Source organism: Microbulbifer sp. ABH2_005 (assembly GCF_056160005.1).
In genome coordinates, this window is record NZ_JBSWWI010000001.1 from 1420909 (window position 1) to 1441352 (window position 20444).

Genomic DNA, 20444 nt, shown 5'->3' on the forward strand with positions numbered 1-20444 from the left:
ATTAATGGACCAGCCCTACGATTTAATGACTGGTATCCTTCACTTTGCGGCCTACTTTGGCCTGTCGCTGGTTTTTTTAATCGCGTTTAAATTTCTTTACGCTCTGGTGACACCTCACGACGAATGGAAGTTGATCCGTGAAGATAAAAATGCAGCCGCTGCCATCGGCTTTGGTGGTGCGGTGCTGGGTTTTGCCATTGCTGTTGGCGGTGCCGCCAGTAACTCTGTTTCCATTATTGACTTTGCCACCTGGGCATTCGTCGCCCTAATCGCTCAGCTTATTGCCTTTGCGATTATTCGTTTTGGCTTTATGCCGCGTATTGTTGAACGTATTGAAGACGGTGAAGTTAGTGCGGGCATCATGCTGGCAGCTACCACCATTTCTGTTGGTGTCCTCAACGCGGCTTGCATGAGCTACTAAGCGGAGGTGAGGATGAAGCGTAGTAAAAATATTAACCTTGCGCGGATGCGCAAAGGCAGAGGGGCAAGTTTTGTACTGCGCCCTCTGGCTATGGGAATCACCGTGGCTTTGGTGGGCTGCTCTTCCGATGAAGAGGTTAAGGTGGTTTCCTCAGTCGAGGACTGTGTAAATAACACGCAGCTCGATGAGGCCCAATGTCAAGCGGCCTACCAGAAGGCTCTGGCTGAAGCCGAGCGTACCGGGCCCAAATATGCCAATTTATCTCAATGCGAGTCAGAATTTGGCAGTTGCCGTGAGAGCAGCGGCGGCTTTTGGATGCCGTTGATGACCGGCTTTATGGTTGCTTCCCTGCTGAATGATAACGACCGACGCTATCACTCTTACGGTTATTACAATCCGGTTTACCGCTATTCCGCTTCTGGTTCCCGCTATTACGATCGTTTGATGACTGCGGATGGTCAGGTGATCGGGCGCTACGGTAAAAACTCCTATACCGTGGATAAGAGCGCGATGGACCCCAAGCCCAAGGTGACCAAGACGGTTTCCCGTGGGGGCTTTGGCGCAGTGGCCTCGGCCAAGTCCAACTGGGGTGGCGGACGTTCCAGTAGCGGGCGCTCAGGAAGTTGGGGGGGCTGATTGGTGCTGAGGTTACCAATCGGTGAGCGTCCGCGCTGGAAAGAGCGGGCGCAAGAATTTGGTTTTCAATTCCACACCATGTACGGGCAACCCTACTGGGATGAAAGCGCTTACTACCAGTTCTCTCTGGAACAGATAGAGCAGGATATTGAAGACCCCACCGAAGAAATCCATGCAATGTGCCTGGATGTTGTCGCTAAGGTGCTTGAGGATGAGGCGCTGTTACGGCGTTTCCGCATTCCGGAGCAGCACTGGGATTTTGTCCGCGATTCCTGGAAAAACGGTGACCCCAGCCTTTATTCCCGTTTGGATTTTGCCTATTCAGGGCAGGGGCCGGCCAAGCTCTATGAAAATAATGCAGACACTCCCACGAGCTTATATGAAACGGGATTTTGGCAATGGCTCTGGCTGCAGGACAATGTAGACAGGCGAGCCTTGCCACTTCAGTCCGACCAGTTTAACAGTCTGCAGGAAAAGCTGGTTAACCGCTTTCGCGATTTACAATTTTTGACGCCCGGCCGCGAACTCCATTTTGCCTGCTGTAAGGATACGTTAGAGGATCGCGGCACGGTGCAATATTTGCAAGACTGTGCTAGTGAAGCCGATATCACCAATCACTTTGTATTTATTGAGGATATTGGCTGCGATGCTGAGGGAGCTTTTACTGATTTAGACGATCAGGTTATTACCTGGATGTTTAAGTTGTATCCCTGGGAGTTTATGTTCCGCGAGGAATTTGGTTCTTTATTGGGCGGCAATAATGTGCGTTGGCTGGAACCACCCTGGAAGGCGATATTATCCAATAAAGCACTTTTGCCTATGTTGTGGAAATTATTTCCAGGCCATCCCAACTTGTTGCCATCATTTTTCGAGGATGAGCTGGGTAAGGCTAGTGGCTATTCGGAGTTGGTTAAAAAGCCTATTTTTTCCCGTGAAGGCGCTAATATTTCGGTAGTGCGCGGAGGGGATGTACATTCACTGTCTGATGGGCCTTATGGCGAAGAGGGCTTTATTTACCAAGCTATGCATCCATTGCCGAAGTTTGGTAAAAACTTCACCCTTGTAGGCAGCTGGTTAGTGGATGACATGGCTGCGGGCATCTCAATTCGTGAGGATAGCAATCTAATAACGCAGGATATGAGTCGCTACCTTCCGCATATTATTCTTTGAAATGCTTGCCAGAAATTTTCTGGCAAGCATTTCCGCGCTTTACTTTCTAGTTTCCGGTGTTGTCAGCTGACCACTAAAAATCAACTCTTCAATTTTTTTGCTGAGCCTGCCATACGTAAAGGGTTTTTGGATGCAGTCGAGCACGCCATCGGCAATAACCTCCTGGACTTTACTGTCGACACTAAAGCCGGTGGAGAGCAATGCTTTTACTTCTGGGTTGATCCGTCGCAAAAAGGCGAATAACTCCTGGCCATCCATACCCGGCATAATCATATCGAGGATTACCAGGTCCACTTGTTCGTAATGTTGCCGGTAATAGGTGATCGCTTGCTCCGCAGATGCGAAAGTGCTCACGCTGTGGCCATTCATTTCGAAGAGTGTTTTTGAATAACTGCGGACAATTGCTTCATCATCCACCACCATAATGCGAAGTTGGCGATTCGCAGATAAGGACTCGGCCTGACTTGGCTGCTTGTTTGTCTTTGCCTCTGCAATCGGCAGGTACAGATTAAAAGTGCTACCCTCTCCCTCAATGCTGTGGCATTGGATAGCGCCCTTGTGTAAATGGATGGTGCCATGCACTGCCGCAAGGCCCAGTCCGGCACCCCGACCACATTCCTTGGTGGTGAAGAAAGGTTCAAAAATTCTGCGCCGCACCTCGGGGGGCATACCCGTTCCGCTATCGCGAATGGTGATGAGTAGGTAATGCCCGGGCTGCACTTCAAAATCAGCAATAGTGGTAGCCCTTTCAAAAGTGATATTACTGCTGGCAAAACGCAGAATACCTCCGTTTGGCATAGCATCCTTGGCGTTGATACCAATATTCAATAATGCGCTTTTTAGCTGGGCAGGGTCGCCCACCACATGAGGCCGACCGGCTTCTAGTTGCTGCTCAACACGAATACGCCGGTCAATGGTGCGCTCGAGCATGGCGCAGACATCGCGGGTAATTTCATGGGTGTTGCAATCTTTCAGCTGGTAGTTGCCTTTGCGGGCGAAGGTGAGCAATTGCTTGGTCAACTCGGCCGCATGGCGCGCAGTGGTGAGGATATGGTTGGTGTACTCGCTGATACGGGGGTCTTCAGCAATCTGTTGAATAACCTCGGCATAGCCGCTGATGCCATGAATCATATTGTTGAAGTCGTGGGCGATACCGCCGGCCAATTCGCCAATAGCCTGCATTTTTTGCGCTTGCCGCAACTCCTCTTCCAGTAGGCGCTGCTTGGTGATATCTGTTCCGATACTGAGGATACCGGTGGGGCGACCATTCTCGTCCGAAAGGATTTTATTGGTCCAGGCAATCCAAACTCTTTTGCCGGACTTGGTAATATTCTCGTTAATATTGTAGCGGTGTTCCTGCGGGTGGTCGCAAACGTGCTGAATGAGTTGACGTAGGTCCCGGCCGCTGGATTCACTGGCCGGCACTATGGTGCCTACCAAGTGCCGGCCAATAATTTCTGCCTCTGAGTAGCCAAAAAGCTGCTGGGCATACTCATTAAATGAAGTGACTCGCCCATGTCTGTCGCAGCGCATTATGATGGAGTTCGCATGCTCGACCAGTTCTCGATAGCGTTCTTCGCTTTTTCGCAGGGCTTCGTATACCTGCAGGGAGTCCCGATTTTGGCCACTAGTGACAATGGGGGATGAGGGGAATACCGGCAAGCGGTTATCTTTGATCACCTATTCTCCTCCGGAATTATTATTGAGTATTTTTTCACCAGAAATTGCATCATGTGGAAACAAAAAAGTATATAGGGAACTCAGAGGTTTTTTGATCAGGCTTGCAGTCTTTGCTGACAGGCCGTGATTTATAAACCCTTTTGTAATTGTGTGTTTATATAAATGTGATGCGCGTCCAGCTGCGACTCTCAGAAGGGTGCTGGTATTTTTATTAATACTTCCTAAACTTTTCTTCCCTAAATAGTGGCTATGGCCAGGCAACCTGATAGCATTCACCGCCATCTTGAAGACCATTGGATGAATTACTATGCAGCTGCATTCTCGATTTTTCGGGCGCGGCATCGCGGCTTTGCTTTGTGCCTCGCTGTTGGTGTCTGCCTGCGGTGAGAAGCAAGCCGGGAGCGAGCAGAGATCCGCGGATTTTGCTCGCCTGGACGCTTTCCCATCTACCTACTCCGTTACTCAGTCGCGACCGGTACTGATACAGGGCGCTACTCTGCTCACCGGTACCGGCGAGCAGTTGGAGAACACCGACCTGTTGCTGAAAGGTGGGAAAATTGCTCAGATCGGTCAGGATCTTAAGGCTCCCAAGGATGCCCAGGTGGTCGATGGCAAAGACAAGTGGGTGACTCCGGGCATTATTGATGTGCACTCCCACCTGGGAGATTACCCGGCGCCCTCCATTGAGTCCTCCCAGGATGGCAATGAGATGACATCCCCGAATACCGCGCAGGTTTGGGCGGAACATTCGGTGTGGACTCAAGACCCCCAGTTTCCATTGGCCCTGGCCGGTGGTGTAACCACGCTACAGATATTACCTGGCTCCGCCAATCTGTTCGGCGGGCGCAGTGTGACCCTTAAAAATGTGCCGGGCCGCAGCGTACAGGATATGAAATTTCCCGGTGCGCCTTATGGCCTGAAAATGGCTTGTGGCGAAAACCCCAAGCGTGTTTATGGAAGTAAAGGCACGTCTCCCTCAACCCGTATGGGCAATGTGGCCGGCTACCGCAACGCTTGGATTGAGGCCAGCAGTTACAAGAAAAAGTGGGAAGAATATGCAAAGAAGGGTGGCGATGAGCCAGAGCGTGATCTCGGCCTCGAGACATTAGCAGGCGTTCTGAATGGCGATATCCTGGTACACAATCACTGTTATCGCGGTGAGGAAATGGCCGTGATGATGGATATTGCCAAGGAATTTGACTTCCAGATCTCCACTTTCCACCACGCGGTTGAGGCCTATAAAGTGGCCGACCTGTTAGCAGAGAACAATGTTTGTGCGGCGATGTGGGCCGATTGGTGGGGCTTTAAGCACGAAGCCTTCGATATGACTGAGGCGAATATTGCTATCGTCGATCAGGCCAAGGCCTGTGCCATGATCCACTCTGATTCCGGTGTTGGCGTACAGCACTTGAATGAAGAGGTCGCTAAAGCGATGACGGCAGGTCAGCGCGCTGGTTTTGATATCCAGCCAAAAGACGCGGTTGCCTGGATGACCTCTAACCCCGCTAAGGCGCTGGGCATTGAAGCGCAGACTGGCAGCCTCGAGAAGGGCAAAATGGCTGATGTTGTAGTTTGGTCCGGTAACCCTTTCAGTGTTTATACCCATGTGGATCAAGTTTTTATCGACGGTGAGCTGATGTACGACCGCTCCGATAAAAAGCGTCAACCGCGCAGTGATTTCGAATTGGGTATTCTCGATGCAGAGGGAGAGCGACTGTGAAAAAAATAGCTGTATTCTGTGCGCTGGCCCTGGGGGTTTTGACCGCTGGAGCCCATGCGGAGAGCATCCTGATCAAGGGTGGCAAGGTGCATACTTTGGCGGATATGGGTTCCCTGGAATCTGCCGATGTACTGGTTGTCGATGGCAAAGTGGAACAGGTGGCTCCTGTCCTCAATGTTTCGGCTGATAGAGTTATTGATGCAAAAGGTAAGGTGGTAACGCCTGGCGTCATTGCACCTATTTCCGAGCTGGGATTGGTGGAGATCAGTGCAGCCAGTGGCACTAACGATAATGCGGTAACTGGGGAAAGTATCGGCAGTGCGTTTAATCCTGTGCCCGCGTACAACCCCAAATCTACCCTGATTCCTTTCAACCGGGCCGGTGGTGTTACCAGCGCGGTGGTCTTTCCAGCTATCAGCACCTGGGATGAAGCTGCGGTAGCGGCCCAGAGAGTATTCGCCGGGCGTGGCTTTGCCATCAAGCTCAATGGCGAGTTCAATAGCGTTGAAGCCAAAGACGTTGCCCAAAAGGCCTATTTGGGTGAGACCGGAGCTCAGCTAGCAGGAGGCAGCCGTGCGAATGCCTACGCCAAAGTTGAAAATGCGCTGAGCGAAGCTAAAGAGTACCGGGACAACCGCGTGGCTATTCGCCGGGGAGAGTGGCGTGAGCTGAATTACAGTCTCGCGGATCTGGAAGCCTTGCAGCCAGTGATTAATGGTACTGAACCTCTGCTAATCACTGCTGATCGCGCCAGCGATATTCTTGCGGTTATCGAACTAGCCAAGGTCTTGGATGTGAAGCTCGTGTTGCTCGGGGCGGCTGAGGGCTGGATGGTAGCTGACCAGCTGGCCCAGGCTCAGGTGCCTGTAGTGATTGACGCGATCAACAACTTGCCCATTTCCTTCTCCAGCCTTGGTGCGCGCCTGGATAACGCCGCTTTGTTAACTAAGGCCGGTGTGAAAGTGGCTATTAGTGGCCCCGACTATGCTTCTACCCATAACGTGTACCTCTCACGTCAATCTGCTGGCAATGCTGTTGCCCACGGGTTGCCCTACGAGGAGGCGCTGAAGTCTATCAGCACTAATGTGGCAGATATCTTCCGTCTTAGCGGTGGTACCCTGGAGAAAGGCGCCACTGCTGATATCGTGGTTTGGAACGGCGATCCACTGGAAGTGACCAGTTACCCTGAGCAGGTATTGATCGAGGGTGAACCACAATCTTTGGTTACCCGTTCTACCCGTCTGCGCGATCGTCACCTGAAGCCCGCCAAGGGCCACGGCTTTGGTTATCGCAACTAACTTGCTACAAATGGCTGACTATTAAATTAAAGAGCGGGCAAGGCCCGCTCTTTTTTTGCTTGATGAAAAATGAACAAAAAGGTCCAGTCGCCTGCTTAGCATTGGTTTGGTGAGCTGAAGGGAATTAGATATATATTTACTTCCTGTATTAATAAGAAAAAGGAAAGGGCCATGGTGAATATTACAGCGCTGTATGCGAGTCTCTGTGCAATCCTGATTATCTACCTGGCGGGCCGCGTGGTTCAGTTTCGTCGTGCCAAGCGGGTGGGTATCGGTACTGGCGATGATCGTTTTAATGAGATTCGTGTGCGTGTGCATGGGAATGCGGTCGAATATGCCCCCATTGCACTGCTGCTTCTGCTACTTGCGGAGCTGGGAGGGTTGCCCGGTTTGTGGCTGCATGTTTTTGGAATAGCATTTTTGCTATCCCGAATTTTTCATGCGTATGGCCTGACTGCAGGCAAGGGCGGCACCCATACTGGGCGTTTTTTGGGTACATTGATCAGTTGGCTGGTGATACTTGCCCTTGCGGTGATCAATATCGTGATATCGGTAAAGTCCCTGTAAAAGCAGCAATGCCATTAGTGAGAATTCTAGGTGAATATCTCTGGCGACTGATGATTATTATTTGATAAGAGGCTTCAGAAAGCTTCTGAAGCCTAACAAAAAAGCCCGGTTAACCGGGCAGAGTACAGGGATGAAACTTTAAACTTCTACCGGAAAATTTCTTCAGGTAGCTTTTTACTGGTTCGCGGCAAAGGGGGTAACAGTTTCGTCTGAGGACTCTTCGCTGTTATCCTCTTCTTCCAGCAGCACTTCTGGTTTGCCTTTGCAAGCTTTGGCCAGTGAATCGCGACGCTTGGCCAGCAGCAGGCCGATTTCCTCGCTCACCTGCTCATCAATGCCTTCAATACTGCGCTCAATTAGCGTGGTAATGTTGGCAGCAAGCTCCAGCATCTTATCGTGTTCTTCAGCATCTTTTTTGTTGTCGAACATTGCTCCGTCTCGATCGCATTTCCAAACAGCTACTACGGCCATGATATGCCTCCCAATTGCCCTTCAGACATTCCAGTTTGTTTGTATGGCCATACGGTAACTGTATAAATATTCAGTGTCAATGGTGACTGAGATCGAAGTGGCGTCTATTTAATTGCGTTCAAGAGAGTCACCATTGCGATGGTTTGCCCGCAGGGACATGTCACAACTGTCATAATGCACACCTGCAGCCGGATGTAACCCCCCAGGCATCCTGGCTGCAAACTCCGCACTATACAGGCCCGTTTTCGGGCCTGCTTTTTTCTCGGGCGCTGTTGATCGTTGCTTGCGAGTGGTAAGAGACGAGCTTGGTGGGCTGGGAAAGAGAGGTGAGTGGGCGCGCAGCGCCCAGTCATTAAATAGTGAGTACCAGGCGCGCGGCCAGGCCGATCAGAAGTAAGCCAAACAGTTGCTGGATACGGTGGCCGAGATGCTTGCTAACCAACTGGCGTTTGCGGCTGGCATAGACTGCCAGGGCAACGATGCAATACCAGAGAGTGTCTACCCCGGATACCATGGCAGCCATCCCCAGTTTGGTGGTGAGGGCCTGCTGTTCTGAGACGAACTGGCTGAATAGGGCGGTAAAGAATACTGCAATCTTGGGGTTAAAGAAGGCGACCCCAAAACCCTGAACGATTGAGCGGCGAACACTTAGGTGGGGGGCTTCCAGCTGGGTGGTTCCCGAGCCGGGAGCCGGAGCCCTGAAGGCCTTCCAGCCCAGGTATACCAACATAGCCGCGCCGCCCCATTGCAGGATGCTGAACAGTAGGGGGGAGCTGGTGATCAGAACCGCGAGCCCGAAGGCTGTCAGGGCAGCGTAAACGGCAACCCCAGCACCGTGGGCTATGGCACTGGCTAGGCCCTGTTGCAGGCCGGAGGCCGAGCAACGCATTACGATTAATAAGCTAGGGCCTGGGGACATGGCGCCGAGGGCGCAGATGCCCGCAAGTGATAACCATCCGAGTAAATCCATTATTTAAAGCCGCCCCCTTGTGCCAGCCAATATTTCTCATCTTCTGTGGAATCGCGGCCTAAGGCTGCATTGCGATGCGGAAAGCGACCAAACTGCTCGATAATCTCCTGGTGGGCCAGGGCATATCGGTAGTGGGTGGCGAGATAAGGAGCGATGGCCTCATCATCCCCGTACTGCTTCTGCAATTGTGCGAAGTATGCCACGGAGCGCTGCTGGATTGAGTGTTTTTCACTGTGCTCCAGGGGCATGCCGACAAAAACCTGCTGAAACAACCCGAGCTTTTGCTCGTCTCCCCGCTGCAGAATCGTCTCGCTGATTTCGAGAGCCAAGTCATCTCCTTTGAAGGCGAGATGGGTGCCGCGATGAATATTGCGGGCGAACTGATCGCACAATAGCAGCAGAGCCAGCTCACCCATAAGGCTCTGGCGCCAGTGATCCAACTTATCCTCTATGGCCAAATTGGTGATCTCAGCGAAGTCTTCTGCCATTTGCTGGTCCAGCTTCTGATCTGCCGAAAACCAGCGCTTTTGCAGTTCCTCGGTGGGGCGGTGATCCAGAGAGGGATCACCAAACCAGAAGGTCAGTATTTCCTTAATATCAGGCATCAATGGGCTCCTCAGCGATGATGGGCCGATTATTACGACATTTGTACTTGATGGTCCAGCTGAGTAAGGACGAGAACTCTCTAAAGGAAGAATCAAAAAAATATTTTTGCGCCTGCATCCAAAACCGTTTCTGGCCCCGTCATAGAGGTGTACAAGGAAAAGCGATCTGGAGGTCACAATGTTTACTGCGGGATCATTTAAGAAGGTACAATTTTGCGCCGTACTGATATTGGCGCTTGGTGGCATGCAGGCCGGTCAGGCCACGGCGGCCGAGCTGGGATTCTCCGTGGATGATATCCATCGACAGCTCACCGAGAAGACGGACCAGCACTTTTTGCAAAAGCTCAATGAGTGCAAGCTTGGCAGTGAGGTTAAGGGTGGCGGACTCCCCTATCCGGTGCGAATTGCTGAGGAGAGAGCTCCCCAAGGTGCTACCCCAGGGCCCTATAGCCGAGGCCGCATTACGGTTATGTAGCATTACACGGTTTCCCCGAGCCGACGGTTTAACAGTACAAAAAGACAATGATTAGAGAGTAACTAATGAGAGCGAGAAATTCACAATCCCTGCGGGCAGTTACCTGCTGGCTGGCAGCGCTGGCAGTAACTTTTACCGCTATGGGCAGCTGGGCACAGGATGATAGCAACACTATCCCCGAGCCACCGAAGCCGCCAGCTATGGAAAGTGAGGTACCCAAACCAGATTCACGTGTACGCATTATGCGTGATGAAAAGGGGGTGCTCACGATCAAAACTGAGGGAGAGGACGGTGAGCGCAGCGAGGTTCAGGTGGACCTGGGGGCGGAGTTTGGTGGCCCCTTGAGTCAACGCATTATTGAGAAGCTTGAACGAAAGGGCATTCTCGATGAGCGTGGGCGGGTGGCCGAAGAGGCCCTAGACAGTGTGCCAGACAATGTAGAGATCGGTTTATCCAAGAAATATGACGCTTCACACAAGAGTTGGGAGGAGTCTCACTCAGATTCTGGTTTCCACCAGGTGGTGACTTTGCCAGTACTGGCTCTGCTGTGTGTGTTCGGTATGCCGGTACTGATTGTGTGGCTGGTAACCCGCAATAGCTACCGCAAAAAACAGCTGGTGATGGAAAACATCAATCGTATGGTGGCAGAAGGTCGTGATGTGCCCTCGGAAATGCTGGATATGCTGGAAGGCAACACTCCCAACAATTCCGCAGATAAAGGTTTTACTCTGATTGCGGTAGGAGCTGCGGTGTTTATCTGGCTTTCTGCGATGGCTGGGGTCGGGGTAGGTAGCCTGGGTTTGATTCCGTTATTTATCGGCCTGGCCCGCTTTATCAACTGGAAGCTCGATAACAAGCAGGCGTAAGGACCGGAATATGGACCTCAATGATGAGGATTTGATCAGGCGCACCGTCGAAGACGGGGACCAGCGGGCTTATGCCCAGCTGGTTCGTCGCTATCAATCTCAGCTGCGATTCTCGCTCCGTCAGCTGTGTGATGGCGACCAGGGCCTGGCAGACGATATGGCGCAAGAAGCCTTTATTAAGGCCTACAAGGCGCTGCCGGCATTTCGGGGAGATGCCCGGTTTAGCACCTGGTTGTACCGTATCGCCTACAATCTCGTCATGAGCCACAAACGCAAGAACGCCCCAGAAGTGGACCAGGAAGCGGTCGATAGGGCTCAGGCGGAAGAGACAGTGGAAGAGTCCCAACGTTTGGGCATGGCTAGAGATCTAAACTCCGCAATGGACTCCCTGAGCGATGCGCAGCGCCAGGCGATACATCTGTGCATGCAGCGGGGCTTCTCCCATGAGGAAGCGGCAAGTATTATGAAGTTGCCGCTTGGTACGGTAAAATCCCATGTCAACCGCGCGCGGGCAAAGCTTCAGAGCTTGTTACAGCCGTGGCGCGAGGAGGTGGTCAATGGTTAACTTTGAACAGCGCAATACGAAAGGTAATGCCTTGGGCGATTTAGCTATAGAGGGCAAAGACCCACAGTTCGATGCATGGCTGGCAGAGCAGCTGCAGTTCGATGAGCCCTACCTGGACGATGACGGTTTTTGTGAAAGCGTCATGGCCAAGCTGCCCGCTCCCTCCAAGCATAATGAGCGTCGCGCCAGCTGGTTCCAGTATATCGCCGTACTGGCTGCCTCGGGCATCGTAGCCTGGCAATTTCCATTCGGCGAGGTGCTCAGTGAAGCCGCTCGTCAGTCAATTAGTCTTTATAGTTTGGTCGGCGTGGGGATGCTCTCCTCACTGGCGGTGATGGCCGGTGGTATTTTCGCTGCCCGCCGCTGATTACTTCGATACTCAAAAAAGAATCCAATTCTTGCCTGCCTCTAGCAGTGTACTTTCTAGCATTGTACTAGGGGTGGGCCAATCAACGTTTTGCTCGCTGTTCCTTTTCATTATTTCTATTCTTTACCGACCGTCATCATTGGTTTGAGAGCACCAACACTACAGGCTTCGCTCTACTCTCCAAGGTGGATTCTTACGGTTTACACCAGCCCAATACAGCTTCAGCTTATTGCCACTTGGGTCAAAAAGGACCGCCTCACGCCATAAATAAGGCTGATCTTTTGGGTCTTCAGAAAAGATGAAGCCTTTTCTCTTTAGCTCCCTGACCCAGGAGTCCAATTTCTCATGTTCAAAATAAACTACAGCCGAATTCTCTGTAGAATTGCTCGAAAGGGTTAGTGAGAAAGTAGCATCTCCATCGGGGCACTCGAATCTAGCATAATGAGGTGTATCGACTATTTGAACAAAGCCCATTTCACGGTAAAAATGTGTAGCCTTATCCATGTTTGATACTGGAAGTGTCACTTGATTTAGATTCATCAGAAATTCCCACGCAACCCTGTTGCTCTTGCCTGCAAGAGTAAACATTAAGATATAAATTATGCTTTACAAAGAGCTTATGGGCCAGGGGTGAGGGCTTTCTGCATGCTTTTAAATTTTAGTGGATTTCTTACAGCCTACTTAGTTTGATAGTATTGCTGAATAAATTTATTGATCGAATGTAATCTATGTGATTTCTTCGTCAATTAATAGTTTGGCACTATTTGTACTGTATTTGGTCTGAACGATATGTCTGTAAAGTAAGAGAGTAGCAAACAACTTTTTTTGGCATTTAAAGCTGAACTTTAGCGTGCTTCGTAAGTATATCTAATTGAGACTGTAACTGGGTTTTGATTGATAGGAGAGCAGAATCTCGAACTGTTGAAATGGTATTTTTTCCAGTAAGATTGACTTATCAATCTTACTGCTTAAGTTTTGTTTGATATCTATTTCATATATTTTTAAATTTTAGCTCCGCTCATATAAAGAAACTATTGTTTCCACAAAGCTAAATGGAAGTTTCTATATTGGCTGGTAATATGGTGCATTGGGGCTCACTGCTGCTAACCTGGGGGCACAAGGTTAGAGCAGCAAAGTGGAAAAAGATCACTTCCATAGTGTGATACTGTATAAAATGCACTCAGTATAAAAACATATCAATGGCTCGATGGTTTCTAGTGGTCCTATGTTGTGAACTTAACTATTCAAGCTTGGCTGGCGTAGAAATATGATGATGCGCAACTTGCCAGGAATCCTCAGTCTTAATAAAACAGAAGGTTGCTCGAACAGTATCGCGAACTTCCTTGCCATCAGGAAGAGTACCGCCACAGTTAATAAGGCAGTGAGCAAATCCTGTTTTATCCCCTGCGGTGATTTTTAATTCACTCAACTCAAATAGCGAGGGGATTTTAAAGGGAGGTTGCCATTCATCAAAGCTTTCTCTATAGGCTTTCGCACCTTGATATTGTAGCGGTGCAAGCACATCGAAGATGATTGCATCTGGTAAGTGATTGCTTAAAATGTTGTCCTTTTGATCGTGTCGTGTAGACTCGACCCAGTCTTCAAGGAGAGTTTCAATTTTTTTTATTTCTTGATTTTTCATAATGGATCCATGCAGTTGCTGGTGGGTTATGGTGGCTGGGTTATGAGAAATTCCATTTATCTTTTTTATTTGCCTTTTTAAGGATTTGGTTGTTTATATGGAGTTTCTAGCTTTATATTTTCTGTAGATTTATTTTGCATATTTGACTTGGGTTTCGATTTGCTTTCTATGAATGCTAGCGCAAACGTGATACCTCGCTAAGTTAGCCCATACTTAATTGCAAATGGATCAATGTCAGGATTTTGGTTCCATTTATATTCTGCTCTATCTGCTATTTCGTTCGCTTTCATTTCGCCCCAAATTTCTTTGATGAGAGCTAGAGCCATATCAATGCCTGCGGATACCCCAGAGGAAGTAAAAATATTGGCATCTTGAACCCAGCGTGCTTTTGCGATCCAGTTTGTTTGCTCGCTTTGTGAGCACACCCAAGAAAATGCTAATTTATTTGTAGTGGCCTTTTTGCCATTCAGTATGCCTGCCTTGGCCAGTAAGGCGCTACCAGTACAAACAGAAGTAATATAGTTGGCGCTTTTGGCCTTTCTTGCGATCCAGTCAATGATACTCGAATTATGCACTTCCTTTCTTGTGCCAATGCCCCCAGGAATCAAAATGGTTTGGTATTCAGTGCTGTCACGAAAATCTTTTTGTGTGATGGTTGCGGGCCCTTGGGCTGAATATACTGGCCCCGCATTTTTAGATATAAGCTCAATGCTAAGGTTATCTACTTGACCCAGCATTTCTAAGGGGCCAAACACGTCAAGCAGTTCAAATTCTTCAAAAAGTAAAACTCCCAGCTTCATCCTTGACCTCTATTCAGTGGCGTGACGTTTATTATAAGTAATTTTGGTGGGTTGGGGGTTTTATGAAGCCGCACGGCAGTGACATTTCCGTAAGAATATTTCTATCGATAATGAGAATTTATTTTTAGGGAGTTTGCCCCTGGGTTTCTAAAAGTTACCGATATTTTTAACTGCTGAAGGGCGCGTTTCCGGCTCATTGCGCTTCATTTAGTTACTTAAAATGTTTCTTAAGTGATGTTGCTTAATATCTCAGTTTGCAAATGTGAAGTCAAAATCCTTTTGTAAATTTTGCTCCAAACCTAATGGCGTGATTTTTATCTTCTGGGGGCTTTAGAGGTTGGTCTTTCTAGAAACAATAGGGTACGGATGGGATCTATTGAGTGTACTTAATAGAGGGGTGATTAAGGTGGCTATCGTTCCGTTTGCTTGTGCGCTTGCGTGTCCTGTGCGGCTTGGATTTCTTTAGAGATTTTATGCTAGCTTATAACTGGTAGGTATGAAATTTAAGTTTTCCTGATTTTTTTGTATTAAAAATAAATATTTAACAGAGCTTGTTCGTTTGGGTGATAAGGTTCCGTGTTTATTTTTTGCTTGCTAGGCCCATCCGCTCTAAGAATACTTCTTGCCTCCTTACCGTCCGTAGCCAGCCCCCTTAAGGTTCACTGCATGAATGATTTCTAAAAAGATAAATCCCAGGGGGCGCGAGCTATATGCCTATACCCAGCACGGTACGCTTTTTAGTTAGCTGAGGCCAAGCTCTTGCTCAATTTGGGCTTTGCGCCAAACGGAATAGTTAGAAGGCAGTTTTGACTCTTTGGTGTTATCAGCAATGATGGCACGTTTCATACTGGGCCAGCACAAAACGGCAAGCACCTGAGGGGCGATTAGTTGAAAGACCTTGGGCGGTCCCATCAGAGTTTTCAGTTTCTGGATCAGCGGAAGCCAAGAGGCGGGAACTACTTGCTCGGCGATTGCCCAGGATGCTTGGGGTTCACTGCCCAGCTGTTTAATAAGGGACTCATAGCGCAATGTTGCTGCACGCAACGCTTCTTGTGGAGATGCCATTATTACGGCACGGGCGCGCCTTTCAGCGCAGAGGAGGCAAATCTCTCTTGGAAGTTCACTCCGTACGGCTAATTCTGGATTCAGTGCCCAGTTACTAGCCTTTACCTGACATTGGCATATTGAACAAGCATACTTTGGGATATCAGCGCTAAACAGTGAGTCTACCCTCTGCGGACGTTCACCGTTTCGCCAGAATAATGGCTGAGTGTCAAAAAAATGGCCAGCAAAGTATCGTGCATAAATCAACCAGTCGATATCGGTAATATTTCCGAAGCGGTCTTTATGCAATAAGTCTGCGATGTCCAGGCTATAAAGATGCCGCAAGCAGTGAGGGCAGGGCTTCAGTTCATCTTGCGGAAAGGCCTTTTGCGCAGCAGAGAAGTCGCTACTTACCCAAAGAGGTCCCTGATGGTTACTAACTGTAGGGCATTTGGGAGAAACGTGAATTAGCCCAAAAGTATCAACCTGTGTGATAGAAGTGGGGTCAAGGCCAAATGCAAACACCGGGATACCTCGGTAACGCCAACCACAGGTGAGCTTGTCTAGGTCTGAAGCGTCCAGCTGAATCCCCGATCGAATAGCATTGGCCAAGCTGTTTCGACATGGTTTACTGGTATTTGATGGCTGAGGGATAGGTTTGAGGATACACGACAACTCTTGAGTTTGGCGGTTATGAATAGGCTGAAGATTGGTTAGCTTCACAAAGCCTCCTCAAGAATTTGCAGGATATGGCTTTCGGAATCCCGCACTACTCGGAAAGCAACCCGACGAGAGCGATCCGGATCCTCCATACCATTGTCATTGAGTACAGGGCGGGCAGAGGAGTAGCCTACGGCTGCAACTTTTGCGCGCACCAGTACTGCTTGATCTGACGGCAGCAGCGAGTGTGCATACTGCATCACCGCCCGTGATCTCTGTTGGGATAGGCGCAGGTTATGAAAGTATCCCTCTTCGGGGGCCGATTGCTCACCCCATTCAGAACTTGTGTGCCCTTCAATTTGGATTGCTGCGATAGAGTCCATATAGGGGGTCAGTGCCGCAATATACCGGGGTACAAATGAGGACATAATTTCACGGGCATTGTCACTTAAGGCAAAATCCCCGGTCTTGAACAGCGCATCGCTATTATTAAAGGAGATAGCGAGGGTTTGCTTATCCAGCGAGGCTCCCCAGCGATTCAAGTCTTGAGAGAACTCCTGCTGTAAAGTTTGATAGATCGCCAACTGTGTGTCTCGATAAGACTCCGCAAGCTCTCGAATCTTGGCGCGTTCGTCTATTAGGGAGCGCATAACGAAGACGGCAATACAGAGAAAGACCATCATTAGGCCGGCCATCATGTCAGATAGGCTGATCCATTGGCTTTCACTGGATTCGCTGCTGGAGTGAGCGCCCTCAAACATGCTCCTCTCCAGCGGCCTGTTTCACTTGGTTGTCGATTCTCTTCATTTGTTGGATTAACTGACGAAAGTCTCGTGAGAACTCACCGCTCAAGGTTCCCAGTGCGTCGCCCATTGCTGTCATTACACTCTCTACTTCGCTATGTAAGCGTTGATCCAGCAATTCATACTGTCTTTTGATGCTCACGTCAGCATTGGATAAATCGCGAGTGATCACCTGGGACAATTCAGTGATCATTTGCTGATGGGTTTTGGCAATAAGCTGGGCAAGCTCAACCATTGACTCACGATGATTGTTGGCAGTCTCTTGGATAATATTCGAGAAATGATTCGGGTCGATGTTGGTGAGAACATCGGCCAGAGCTACAACTCTGTTGGTTCTTTGTTCAAAGACTTTGGTCTGGGTTTCATTCAGGGATATCAATTGTTTAACTTGGGTGCCCAGTTGCTGGTTGGCGTTGTCAATTCCTTTGGTCAAAGACTCGAATTTGGGCGCTATATCTGGGATCGATTTTTGTAGTATTTCAATGGATGCCTGCTGTTCATTCAGCATTACAGAAATTTGTTCGGAGTGAACACGTTGCTGCTCCACCAATGAAGGGATCGCATTAAAGACTTCTGGTAGTTCAGTAATACGTTGATGTAGTTGTAGAAGATTTTCCTGGGCACCATTAATTTCAACCAGCAGGGACGTGGTTTGTTCACGGTAGATGGCAGCCAACTCGGCATGTTGCTCATGCTGGTCGATTAAAGCTTGTAGGGCGGGGGATACTGCTTGTAGCTGTTGAATAAACTGCTGCAGGTTGTCACCCATTTGTGAATTTAAACCCTGATTAAATTTTTCAACAACAGCGGTGAGCGATTGAAGAACTTCTTCACTAATACTCTGCTGGAATTTGGCAAGATCCTGCCGCTGACCATTAATTGCCATCAAGATGTCATCTGAGGTGGCTTTGGCTGGCTGCTCTGTACTGAACAATTGAAAGATAGTGCGAAGAACCAGTGACAGGAACAAGCCCAGGATACTCGTCATAAAGGCCGTTTCCAGGCCCTGCATCAGCTCTGAAATTGAAGTATCGATATCAGCCAAGTCAAAACCATAGATACCGAGAATTATGCCAATAAACGTTCCCAGGATGCCAAGAGCAGTCAGAAGGGATGGCACCTCTTTTACAAAACGTGAAAACTTACCAAAGGGGTAAACGGCCAAAGCGATAGCACCAAGGGCAAGCATAACGATAAGAAAGGTGTCGGTTACTTGCTCGGCGGATAATTTAGTCAACCAGTGATAGAAAAACTGGGTCATTATTGATCCTTTACAACTTTCTGCATTGTTATTTCATGATAAGAGGGCCCGCTGGCTATCCGTCCAGTGCCCTGACTAAGTACTTTCATTTGTGGTAGAGACTTCACTACGTCAGTAATCGTGCGAAACTTGACCGGCTTATTGCCAGCTGGCTGGAGAAAGGTCCCTACTAGGCCCGACTGCTGTATCTCGAACACACCACAGTTGACTGGAAGACGCTCTTGTTTGAACAGTAGAAAATGCATGACTCCTGCATCGCTCAGAGACTGATATAAAGCACTGGTGATTATTTGAATTTCTTCAACGGAAAAGAAGTTGAGTAGATCCCAAAGTAAGATGCAATCCAGATTTTCTGGCAGGCTTGCCTGTTTCAAGGCGGCATGCACGGCTCCTTCAAATGATTCCTTGCGGCTGCATTGCCAAAGTATTGCGGAGTAGAGGTCGGATATAAAAAGCTCACCGGCTTCGCGCTGAAGAAATTGCATATTTCTGCCGACTTTCTTCCCGACATCGAGTACTTTACTGATGGGGGAGCGGCTGACATGTGACATTGCTGCGTCGAAAGCGGTTAAAGGCAGCTCCGTTAGACTTATTTGTCTAAATGCAGAAATTGCGCCTGAGGTTCCCGCAGCCTGTAAAGCATTTTGTGACTTCACATTGCCATACTCGAACATCATTTCGATAAGGTCCTTACGCATGCCCTTTCTGTGTAGGAGTGAGGCGCGCAGAGAAACGTTTCCCATAGTTTTCATCAAGTTAAGGGATGAATAACGATAGGTGGGCAGCGGTTCCTGTAAAGCAAGCTGCTCAGAGTTAAAGGTGAAGCCGGATAGGCGCTTAAAGTCGGCGGGTGCTGTGGGCATTGTGCCGGTATAGAGCATGGTATGAAAAATAGTACCAGACTTTAAGTGAGGGCTGATCTCCTTAATGAGCCGAGTGATGAGTTCGGGCTCCATAAAGTTAAATAAATCCCAGCAGAGAACAACATCAATTTTTATTCTCTGTGGTTTCTTGGTCAGATGTTCAGATAGCCTTGAAGCACGGGTTTGTGCATCCAGAGTATTGATTTCAAGTAATAAGCTACGTAAATCTTCAATAAATGTCTGGCAGGAAAGTTCTAAGAAAGTTTGTGTAGTGCCGAAGGAGAGGCATCCCAAATCCAACACTTTTGCACCTGGTTGAATGACTTCTTCGACCAGGGCAGCAATGCCAAAAGATTGATGCTGCAACATATTTCCATACCAAAAGCTAAAGCCCCGGCAATAGCCGGGGCTGGTAATGAGGATTACTAGAAGTTTTCAGCTCAGCTTTCCTCGGCCTCCTCTTCGATCTCCTTGGTGCCGAATAAGTAATCACTACTATCGGATATGCTAGAAGAGCTATTCACAGTGGAGTTACTGGAGGAGTAAGAAGAATTGCTCTGTGCACGATTTGCAGGCTTATCCTCTGTCGCAGGCAGATCAGGGTGTACCAGGCGATCAGAGAACTCCTTGTGACGTTCCTTCATTTCAGAATCGGTATCTACCATATCCATGGAGCCGCGGAATTTACCACCGTCATCCAGCTTGATTCTGGGCGCGATCAGGTTTCCATTCACTTGTGCTGTATTGCGAATTTCGATGAGTTCATCGGCAAGTGCATCGCCGTCTAGGGTGCCTTCTACAACAATATTTTTTGCGTGAATATTTGCTGTAACTGCGCCGCCAGTACCCACTGAAAGATTGTGTCCAACCATAATCACAGTGCCATCGACAGTGCCTTCTACGTGAAGGTCCTCGGTACCAATCAGCTCGCCACGGAAATTGATTCCTTGGCCCAGCACTGATTTGGCGCCTGAATTCGAGAGAGATGATTGCTGTTCACCAGCGCTCATGCCCGCTAGAAATGGTGTGGAATCATTGCTTTTGTCAGTGCTCATCGAAATAAATCTCTTCTTTGTGGTAAAAGTCAGCTATAAGATCTCTTGCTCTCATACCCATAGTTGAAAGTGTATTGGTGCAAAAAGTGATATTTTAAGCTTAAAAAAACACCAACATTCTGGCCATTGACAGTTTCCTTGCGATGGCTGGTATGAGTTGTCTGATAAAATTGAGCACTTTTATATGAGCCATCTTACTGGCCGAGCGCTTCTGAAACATTCTCTTGTGAATTTACTCATCTAGGTTTCCCCATTTTGCTAAGCTGGAGAAAAAATCATCTGAGTCCTGAATAGAGTATCAAGCTATCTTTACGATAGTTTTCAACATCATTATGCTCAGCTCAGTGTAAATAGCGTAAGTAAATATTCACTTTCAAATAAGGAGGACATACTGCTAAATTGCCTGCTGATGGGTATTGAGTCCAATAGAGCTCATAATCGATGAGTTGGTGTGTACCTTCTTACAGCGTGCCTGCCACCACTAAACGGCTTGGCCATTAATCAA

At 48.8% G+C, this 20444-nt stretch carries 23 protein-coding genes; 10 read left to right on the forward strand and 13 right to left on the reverse strand.

Annotation, left to right across the window (positions count from 1 at the left end; all coding sequences use genetic code 11):
- Positions 1–4 precede the first annotated feature (4 nt).
- Genes ACXAFI_RS06300 through ACXAFI_RS06310 form a run of 3 tightly spaced genes read left to right on the forward strand, consistent with a single transcriptional unit; the run spans position 5 to position 2227 of the window.
- Positions 5–421 (forward strand): DUF350 domain-containing protein, encoded by a 417-nt coding sequence (locus tag ACXAFI_RS06300; RefSeq protein ID WP_152454059.1) that lies wholly within the window; start codon positions 5–7, stop codon positions 419–421.
- A gap of 12 nt (positions 422–433) precedes the next feature.
- Positions 434–1057: a DUF1190 domain-containing protein gene (locus ACXAFI_RS06305; protein WP_152454058.1), complete on the forward strand. Its 624-nt coding sequence runs from the start codon at positions 434–436 to the stop codon at positions 1055–1057.
- Positions 1058–1060: 3 nt separating this feature from the next.
- The gene (locus ACXAFI_RS06310) at positions 1061–2227 is read left to right on the forward strand and encodes a glutathionylspermidine synthase family protein (RefSeq protein WP_475108098.1); all 1167 of its coding nucleotides are present in this window, start codon (positions 1061–1063) and stop codon (positions 2225–2227) included.
- Positions 2228–2266: 39 nt separating this feature from the next.
- Here ACXAFI_RS06310 and ACXAFI_RS06315 read toward each other — a convergent pair whose 3' ends face one another.
- Both ACXAFI_RS06315 and ACXAFI_RS06320 read right to left on the reverse strand, forming a co-directional pair.
- Positions 2267–3907, reverse strand: a complete 1641-nt coding sequence (locus tag ACXAFI_RS06315; RefSeq protein WP_475108099.1) for a hybrid sensor histidine kinase/response regulator — start codon at positions 3905–3907, stop codon at positions 2267–2269.
- Complete coding sequence (locus tag ACXAFI_RS06320; RefSeq protein WP_475108100.1) at positions 3908–4189, reverse strand: hypothetical protein; 282 nt, start codon at positions 4187–4189, stop codon at positions 3908–3910. It abuts the gene before it with no gap.
- Positions 4190–4214: 25 nt separating this feature from the next.
- Between ACXAFI_RS06320 and ACXAFI_RS06325 the strand changes: the two genes are divergently transcribed.
- The 3 genes from ACXAFI_RS06325 to ACXAFI_RS06335 all read left to right on the forward strand — a co-directional run bounded on the left by ACXAFI_RS06325 (position 4215) and on the right by ACXAFI_RS06335 (position 7492).
- Entirely contained in the window at positions 4215–5627 is a 1413-nt protein-coding gene (locus ACXAFI_RS06325; protein WP_475108101.1) for an amidohydrolase, read from the forward strand.
- Positions 5624–6925, forward strand: coding sequence for an amidohydrolase family protein (locus ACXAFI_RS06330; protein ID WP_475108102.1), 1302 nt, complete (start codon positions 5624–5626; stop codon positions 6923–6925). The genes ACXAFI_RS06325 and ACXAFI_RS06330 overlap by 4 nt, the downstream gene beginning before the upstream one ends.
- A gap of 171 nt (positions 6926–7096) precedes the next feature.
- Positions 7097–7492, forward strand: coding sequence for an MAPEG family protein (locus tag ACXAFI_RS06335; protein WP_475108103.1), 396 nt, complete (start codon positions 7097–7099; stop codon positions 7490–7492).
- A gap of 174 nt (positions 7493–7666) precedes the next feature.
- Here the strand turns inward: ACXAFI_RS06335 and ACXAFI_RS06340 are convergent, their stop codons facing one another.
- From ACXAFI_RS06340 to ACXAFI_RS06350, 3 genes are all read right to left on the reverse strand, one after another.
- A complete protein-coding gene (locus ACXAFI_RS06340; protein WP_444919359.1) occupies positions 7667–7963 on the reverse strand; it encodes a YebG family protein in 297 nt (98 codons plus the stop codon).
- A 352-nt stretch (positions 7964–8315) separates the two neighbouring features.
- Complete coding sequence (locus tag ACXAFI_RS06345; protein ID WP_475108104.1) at positions 8316–8933, reverse strand: LysE family translocator; 618 nt, start codon at positions 8931–8933, stop codon at positions 8316–8318.
- Positions 8933–9538, reverse strand: coding sequence for a DUF924 family protein (locus ACXAFI_RS06350; RefSeq protein WP_475108105.1), 606 nt, complete (start codon positions 9536–9538; stop codon positions 8933–8935). Before ACXAFI_RS06350 ends, ACXAFI_RS06345 begins: the two co-directional genes overlap by 1 nt.
- Positions 9539–9716: 178 nt before the next feature.
- Here ACXAFI_RS06350 and ACXAFI_RS06355 point away from each other — a divergent pair, with 178 nt between their 5' ends.
- From ACXAFI_RS06355 to ACXAFI_RS06370, 4 genes are all read left to right on the forward strand, one after another.
- The gene (locus ACXAFI_RS06355; protein ID WP_444922587.1) at positions 9717–10013 is read left to right on the forward strand and encodes a hypothetical protein; all 297 of its coding nucleotides are present in this window, start codon (positions 9717–9719) and stop codon (positions 10011–10013) included.
- Between the two features lie 65 nt (positions 10014–10078).
- Complete coding sequence (locus ACXAFI_RS06360) at positions 10079–10879, forward strand: DUF6249 domain-containing protein (protein WP_444922586.1); 801 nt, start codon at positions 10079–10081, stop codon at positions 10877–10879.
- Between the two features lie 10 nt (positions 10880–10889).
- Positions 10890–11444: a sigma-70 family RNA polymerase sigma factor gene (locus ACXAFI_RS06365; RefSeq protein WP_152454047.1), complete on the forward strand. Its 555-nt coding sequence runs from the start codon at positions 10890–10892 to the stop codon at positions 11442–11444.
- On the forward strand, positions 11437–11811 hold the full coding sequence (locus tag ACXAFI_RS06370) for a hypothetical protein (RefSeq protein WP_475108106.1): 375 nt from the start codon (positions 11437–11439) through the stop codon (positions 11809–11811). Before ACXAFI_RS06365 ends, ACXAFI_RS06370 begins: the two co-directional genes overlap by 8 nt.
- Before the next feature lie 159 nt (positions 11812–11970).
- Here the strand turns inward: ACXAFI_RS06370 and ACXAFI_RS06375 are convergent, their stop codons facing one another.
- From ACXAFI_RS06375 to ACXAFI_RS06410, 8 genes are all read right to left on the reverse strand, one after another.
- Positions 11971–12351, reverse strand: a complete 381-nt coding sequence (locus tag ACXAFI_RS06375; protein ID WP_475108107.1) for a VOC family protein — start codon at positions 12349–12351, stop codon at positions 11971–11973.
- 700 nt (positions 12352–13051) lie between these two features.
- A complete protein-coding gene (locus tag ACXAFI_RS06380) occupies positions 13052–13453 on the reverse strand; it encodes a YybH family protein (RefSeq protein ID WP_475108108.1) in 402 nt (133 codons plus the stop codon).
- A gap of 197 nt (positions 13454–13650) precedes the next feature.
- A complete protein-coding gene (locus ACXAFI_RS06385; protein WP_475108109.1) occupies positions 13651–14253 on the reverse strand; it encodes a DJ-1/PfpI family protein in 603 nt (200 codons plus the stop codon).
- Between the two features lie 741 nt (positions 14254–14994).
- The gene (locus ACXAFI_RS06390; protein WP_475108110.1) at positions 14995–16020 is read right to left on the reverse strand and encodes a hypothetical protein; all 1026 of its coding nucleotides are present in this window, start codon (positions 16018–16020) and stop codon (positions 14995–14997) included.
- Positions 16017–16718: an OmpA/MotB family protein gene (locus ACXAFI_RS06395; RefSeq protein ID WP_444922581.1), complete on the reverse strand. Its 702-nt coding sequence runs from the start codon at positions 16716–16718 to the stop codon at positions 16017–16019. Before ACXAFI_RS06395 ends, ACXAFI_RS06390 begins: the two co-directional genes overlap by 4 nt.
- Positions 16711–18021, reverse strand: coding sequence for a MotA/TolQ/ExbB proton channel family protein (locus ACXAFI_RS06400; protein WP_475108111.1), 1311 nt, complete (start codon positions 18019–18021; stop codon positions 16711–16713). The genes ACXAFI_RS06395 and ACXAFI_RS06400 overlap by 8 nt, the downstream gene beginning before the upstream one ends.
- Positions 18021–19253, reverse strand: a complete 1233-nt coding sequence (locus ACXAFI_RS06405) for a class I SAM-dependent methyltransferase (protein WP_475108112.1) — start codon at positions 19251–19253, stop codon at positions 18021–18023. The genes ACXAFI_RS06400 and ACXAFI_RS06405 overlap by 1 nt, the downstream gene beginning before the upstream one ends.
- A 71-nt stretch (positions 19254–19324) precedes the next feature.
- Complete coding sequence (locus ACXAFI_RS06410) at positions 19325–19939, reverse strand: bactofilin family protein (RefSeq protein ID WP_475108113.1); 615 nt, start codon at positions 19937–19939, stop codon at positions 19325–19327.
- Positions 19940–20444 lie beyond the last annotated feature (505 nt).

Bases quoted from the DNA above. Each gene is read 5' to 3' on its own strand.
- ACXAFI_RS06300 (WP_152454059.1), top strand. From the start codon at position 5: ATGGACCAGCCCTACGATTTAATGACTGGTATCCTTCACTTTGCGGCC.
- ACXAFI_RS06305 (WP_152454058.1), top strand. From the start codon at position 434: ATGAAGCGTAGTAAAAATATTAACCTTGCGCGGATGCGCAAAGGCAGA.
- ACXAFI_RS06320 (WP_475108100.1), bottom strand. From the start codon at position 4,189: ATGGCGGTGAATGCTATCAGGTTGCCTGGCCATAGCCACTATTTAGGG.
- ACXAFI_RS06325 (WP_475108101.1), top strand. From the start codon at position 4,215: ATGCAGCTGCATTCTCGATTTTTCGGGCGCGGCATCGCGGCTTTGCTT.
- ACXAFI_RS06335 (WP_475108103.1), top strand. From the start codon at position 7,097: ATGGTGAATATTACAGCGCTGTATGCGAGTCTCTGTGCAATCCTGATT.
- ACXAFI_RS06340 (WP_444919359.1), bottom strand. From the start codon at position 7,963: ATGGCCGTAGTAGCTGTTTGGAAATGCGATCGAGACGGAGCAATGTTC.
- ACXAFI_RS06345 (WP_475108104.1), bottom strand. From the start codon at position 8,933: ATGGATTTACTCGGATGGTTATCACTTGCGGGCATCTGCGCCCTCGGC.
- ACXAFI_RS06350 (WP_475108105.1), bottom strand. From the start codon at position 9,538: ATGCCTGATATTAAGGAAATACTGACCTTCTGGTTTGGTGATCCCTCT.
- ACXAFI_RS06355 (WP_444922587.1), top strand. From the start codon at position 9,717: ATGTTTACTGCGGGATCATTTAAGAAGGTACAATTTTGCGCCGTACTG.
- ACXAFI_RS06360 (WP_444922586.1), top strand. From the start codon at position 10,079: ATGAGAGCGAGAAATTCACAATCCCTGCGGGCAGTTACCTGCTGGCTG.
- ACXAFI_RS06365 (WP_152454047.1), top strand. From the start codon at position 10,890: ATGGACCTCAATGATGAGGATTTGATCAGGCGCACCGTCGAAGACGGG.
- ACXAFI_RS06370 (WP_475108106.1), top strand. From the start codon at position 11,437: ATGGTTAACTTTGAACAGCGCAATACGAAAGGTAATGCCTTGGGCGAT.
- ACXAFI_RS06375 (WP_475108107.1), bottom strand. From the start codon at position 12,351: ATGAATCTAAATCAAGTGACACTTCCAGTATCAAACATGGATAAGGCT.
- ACXAFI_RS06380 (WP_475108108.1), bottom strand. From the start codon at position 13,453: ATGAAAAATCAAGAAATAAAAAAAATTGAAACTCTCCTTGAAGACTGG.
- ACXAFI_RS06385 (WP_475108109.1), bottom strand. From the start codon at position 14,253: ATGAAGCTGGGAGTTTTACTTTTTGAAGAATTTGAACTGCTTGACGTG.
- ACXAFI_RS06395 (WP_444922581.1), bottom strand. From the start codon at position 16,718: ATGTTTGAGGGCGCTCACTCCAGCAGCGAATCCAGTGAAAGCCAATGG.
- ACXAFI_RS06400 (WP_475108111.1), bottom strand. From the start codon at position 18,021: ATGACCCAGTTTTTCTATCACTGGTTGACTAAATTATCCGCCGAGCAA.
- ACXAFI_RS06405 (WP_475108112.1), bottom strand. From the start codon at position 19,253: ATGTTGCAGCATCAATCTTTTGGCATTGCTGCCCTGGTCGAAGAAGTC.
- ACXAFI_RS06410 (WP_475108113.1), bottom strand. From the start codon at position 19,939: ATGAGCACTGACAAAAGCAATGATTCCACACCATTTCTAGCGGGCATG.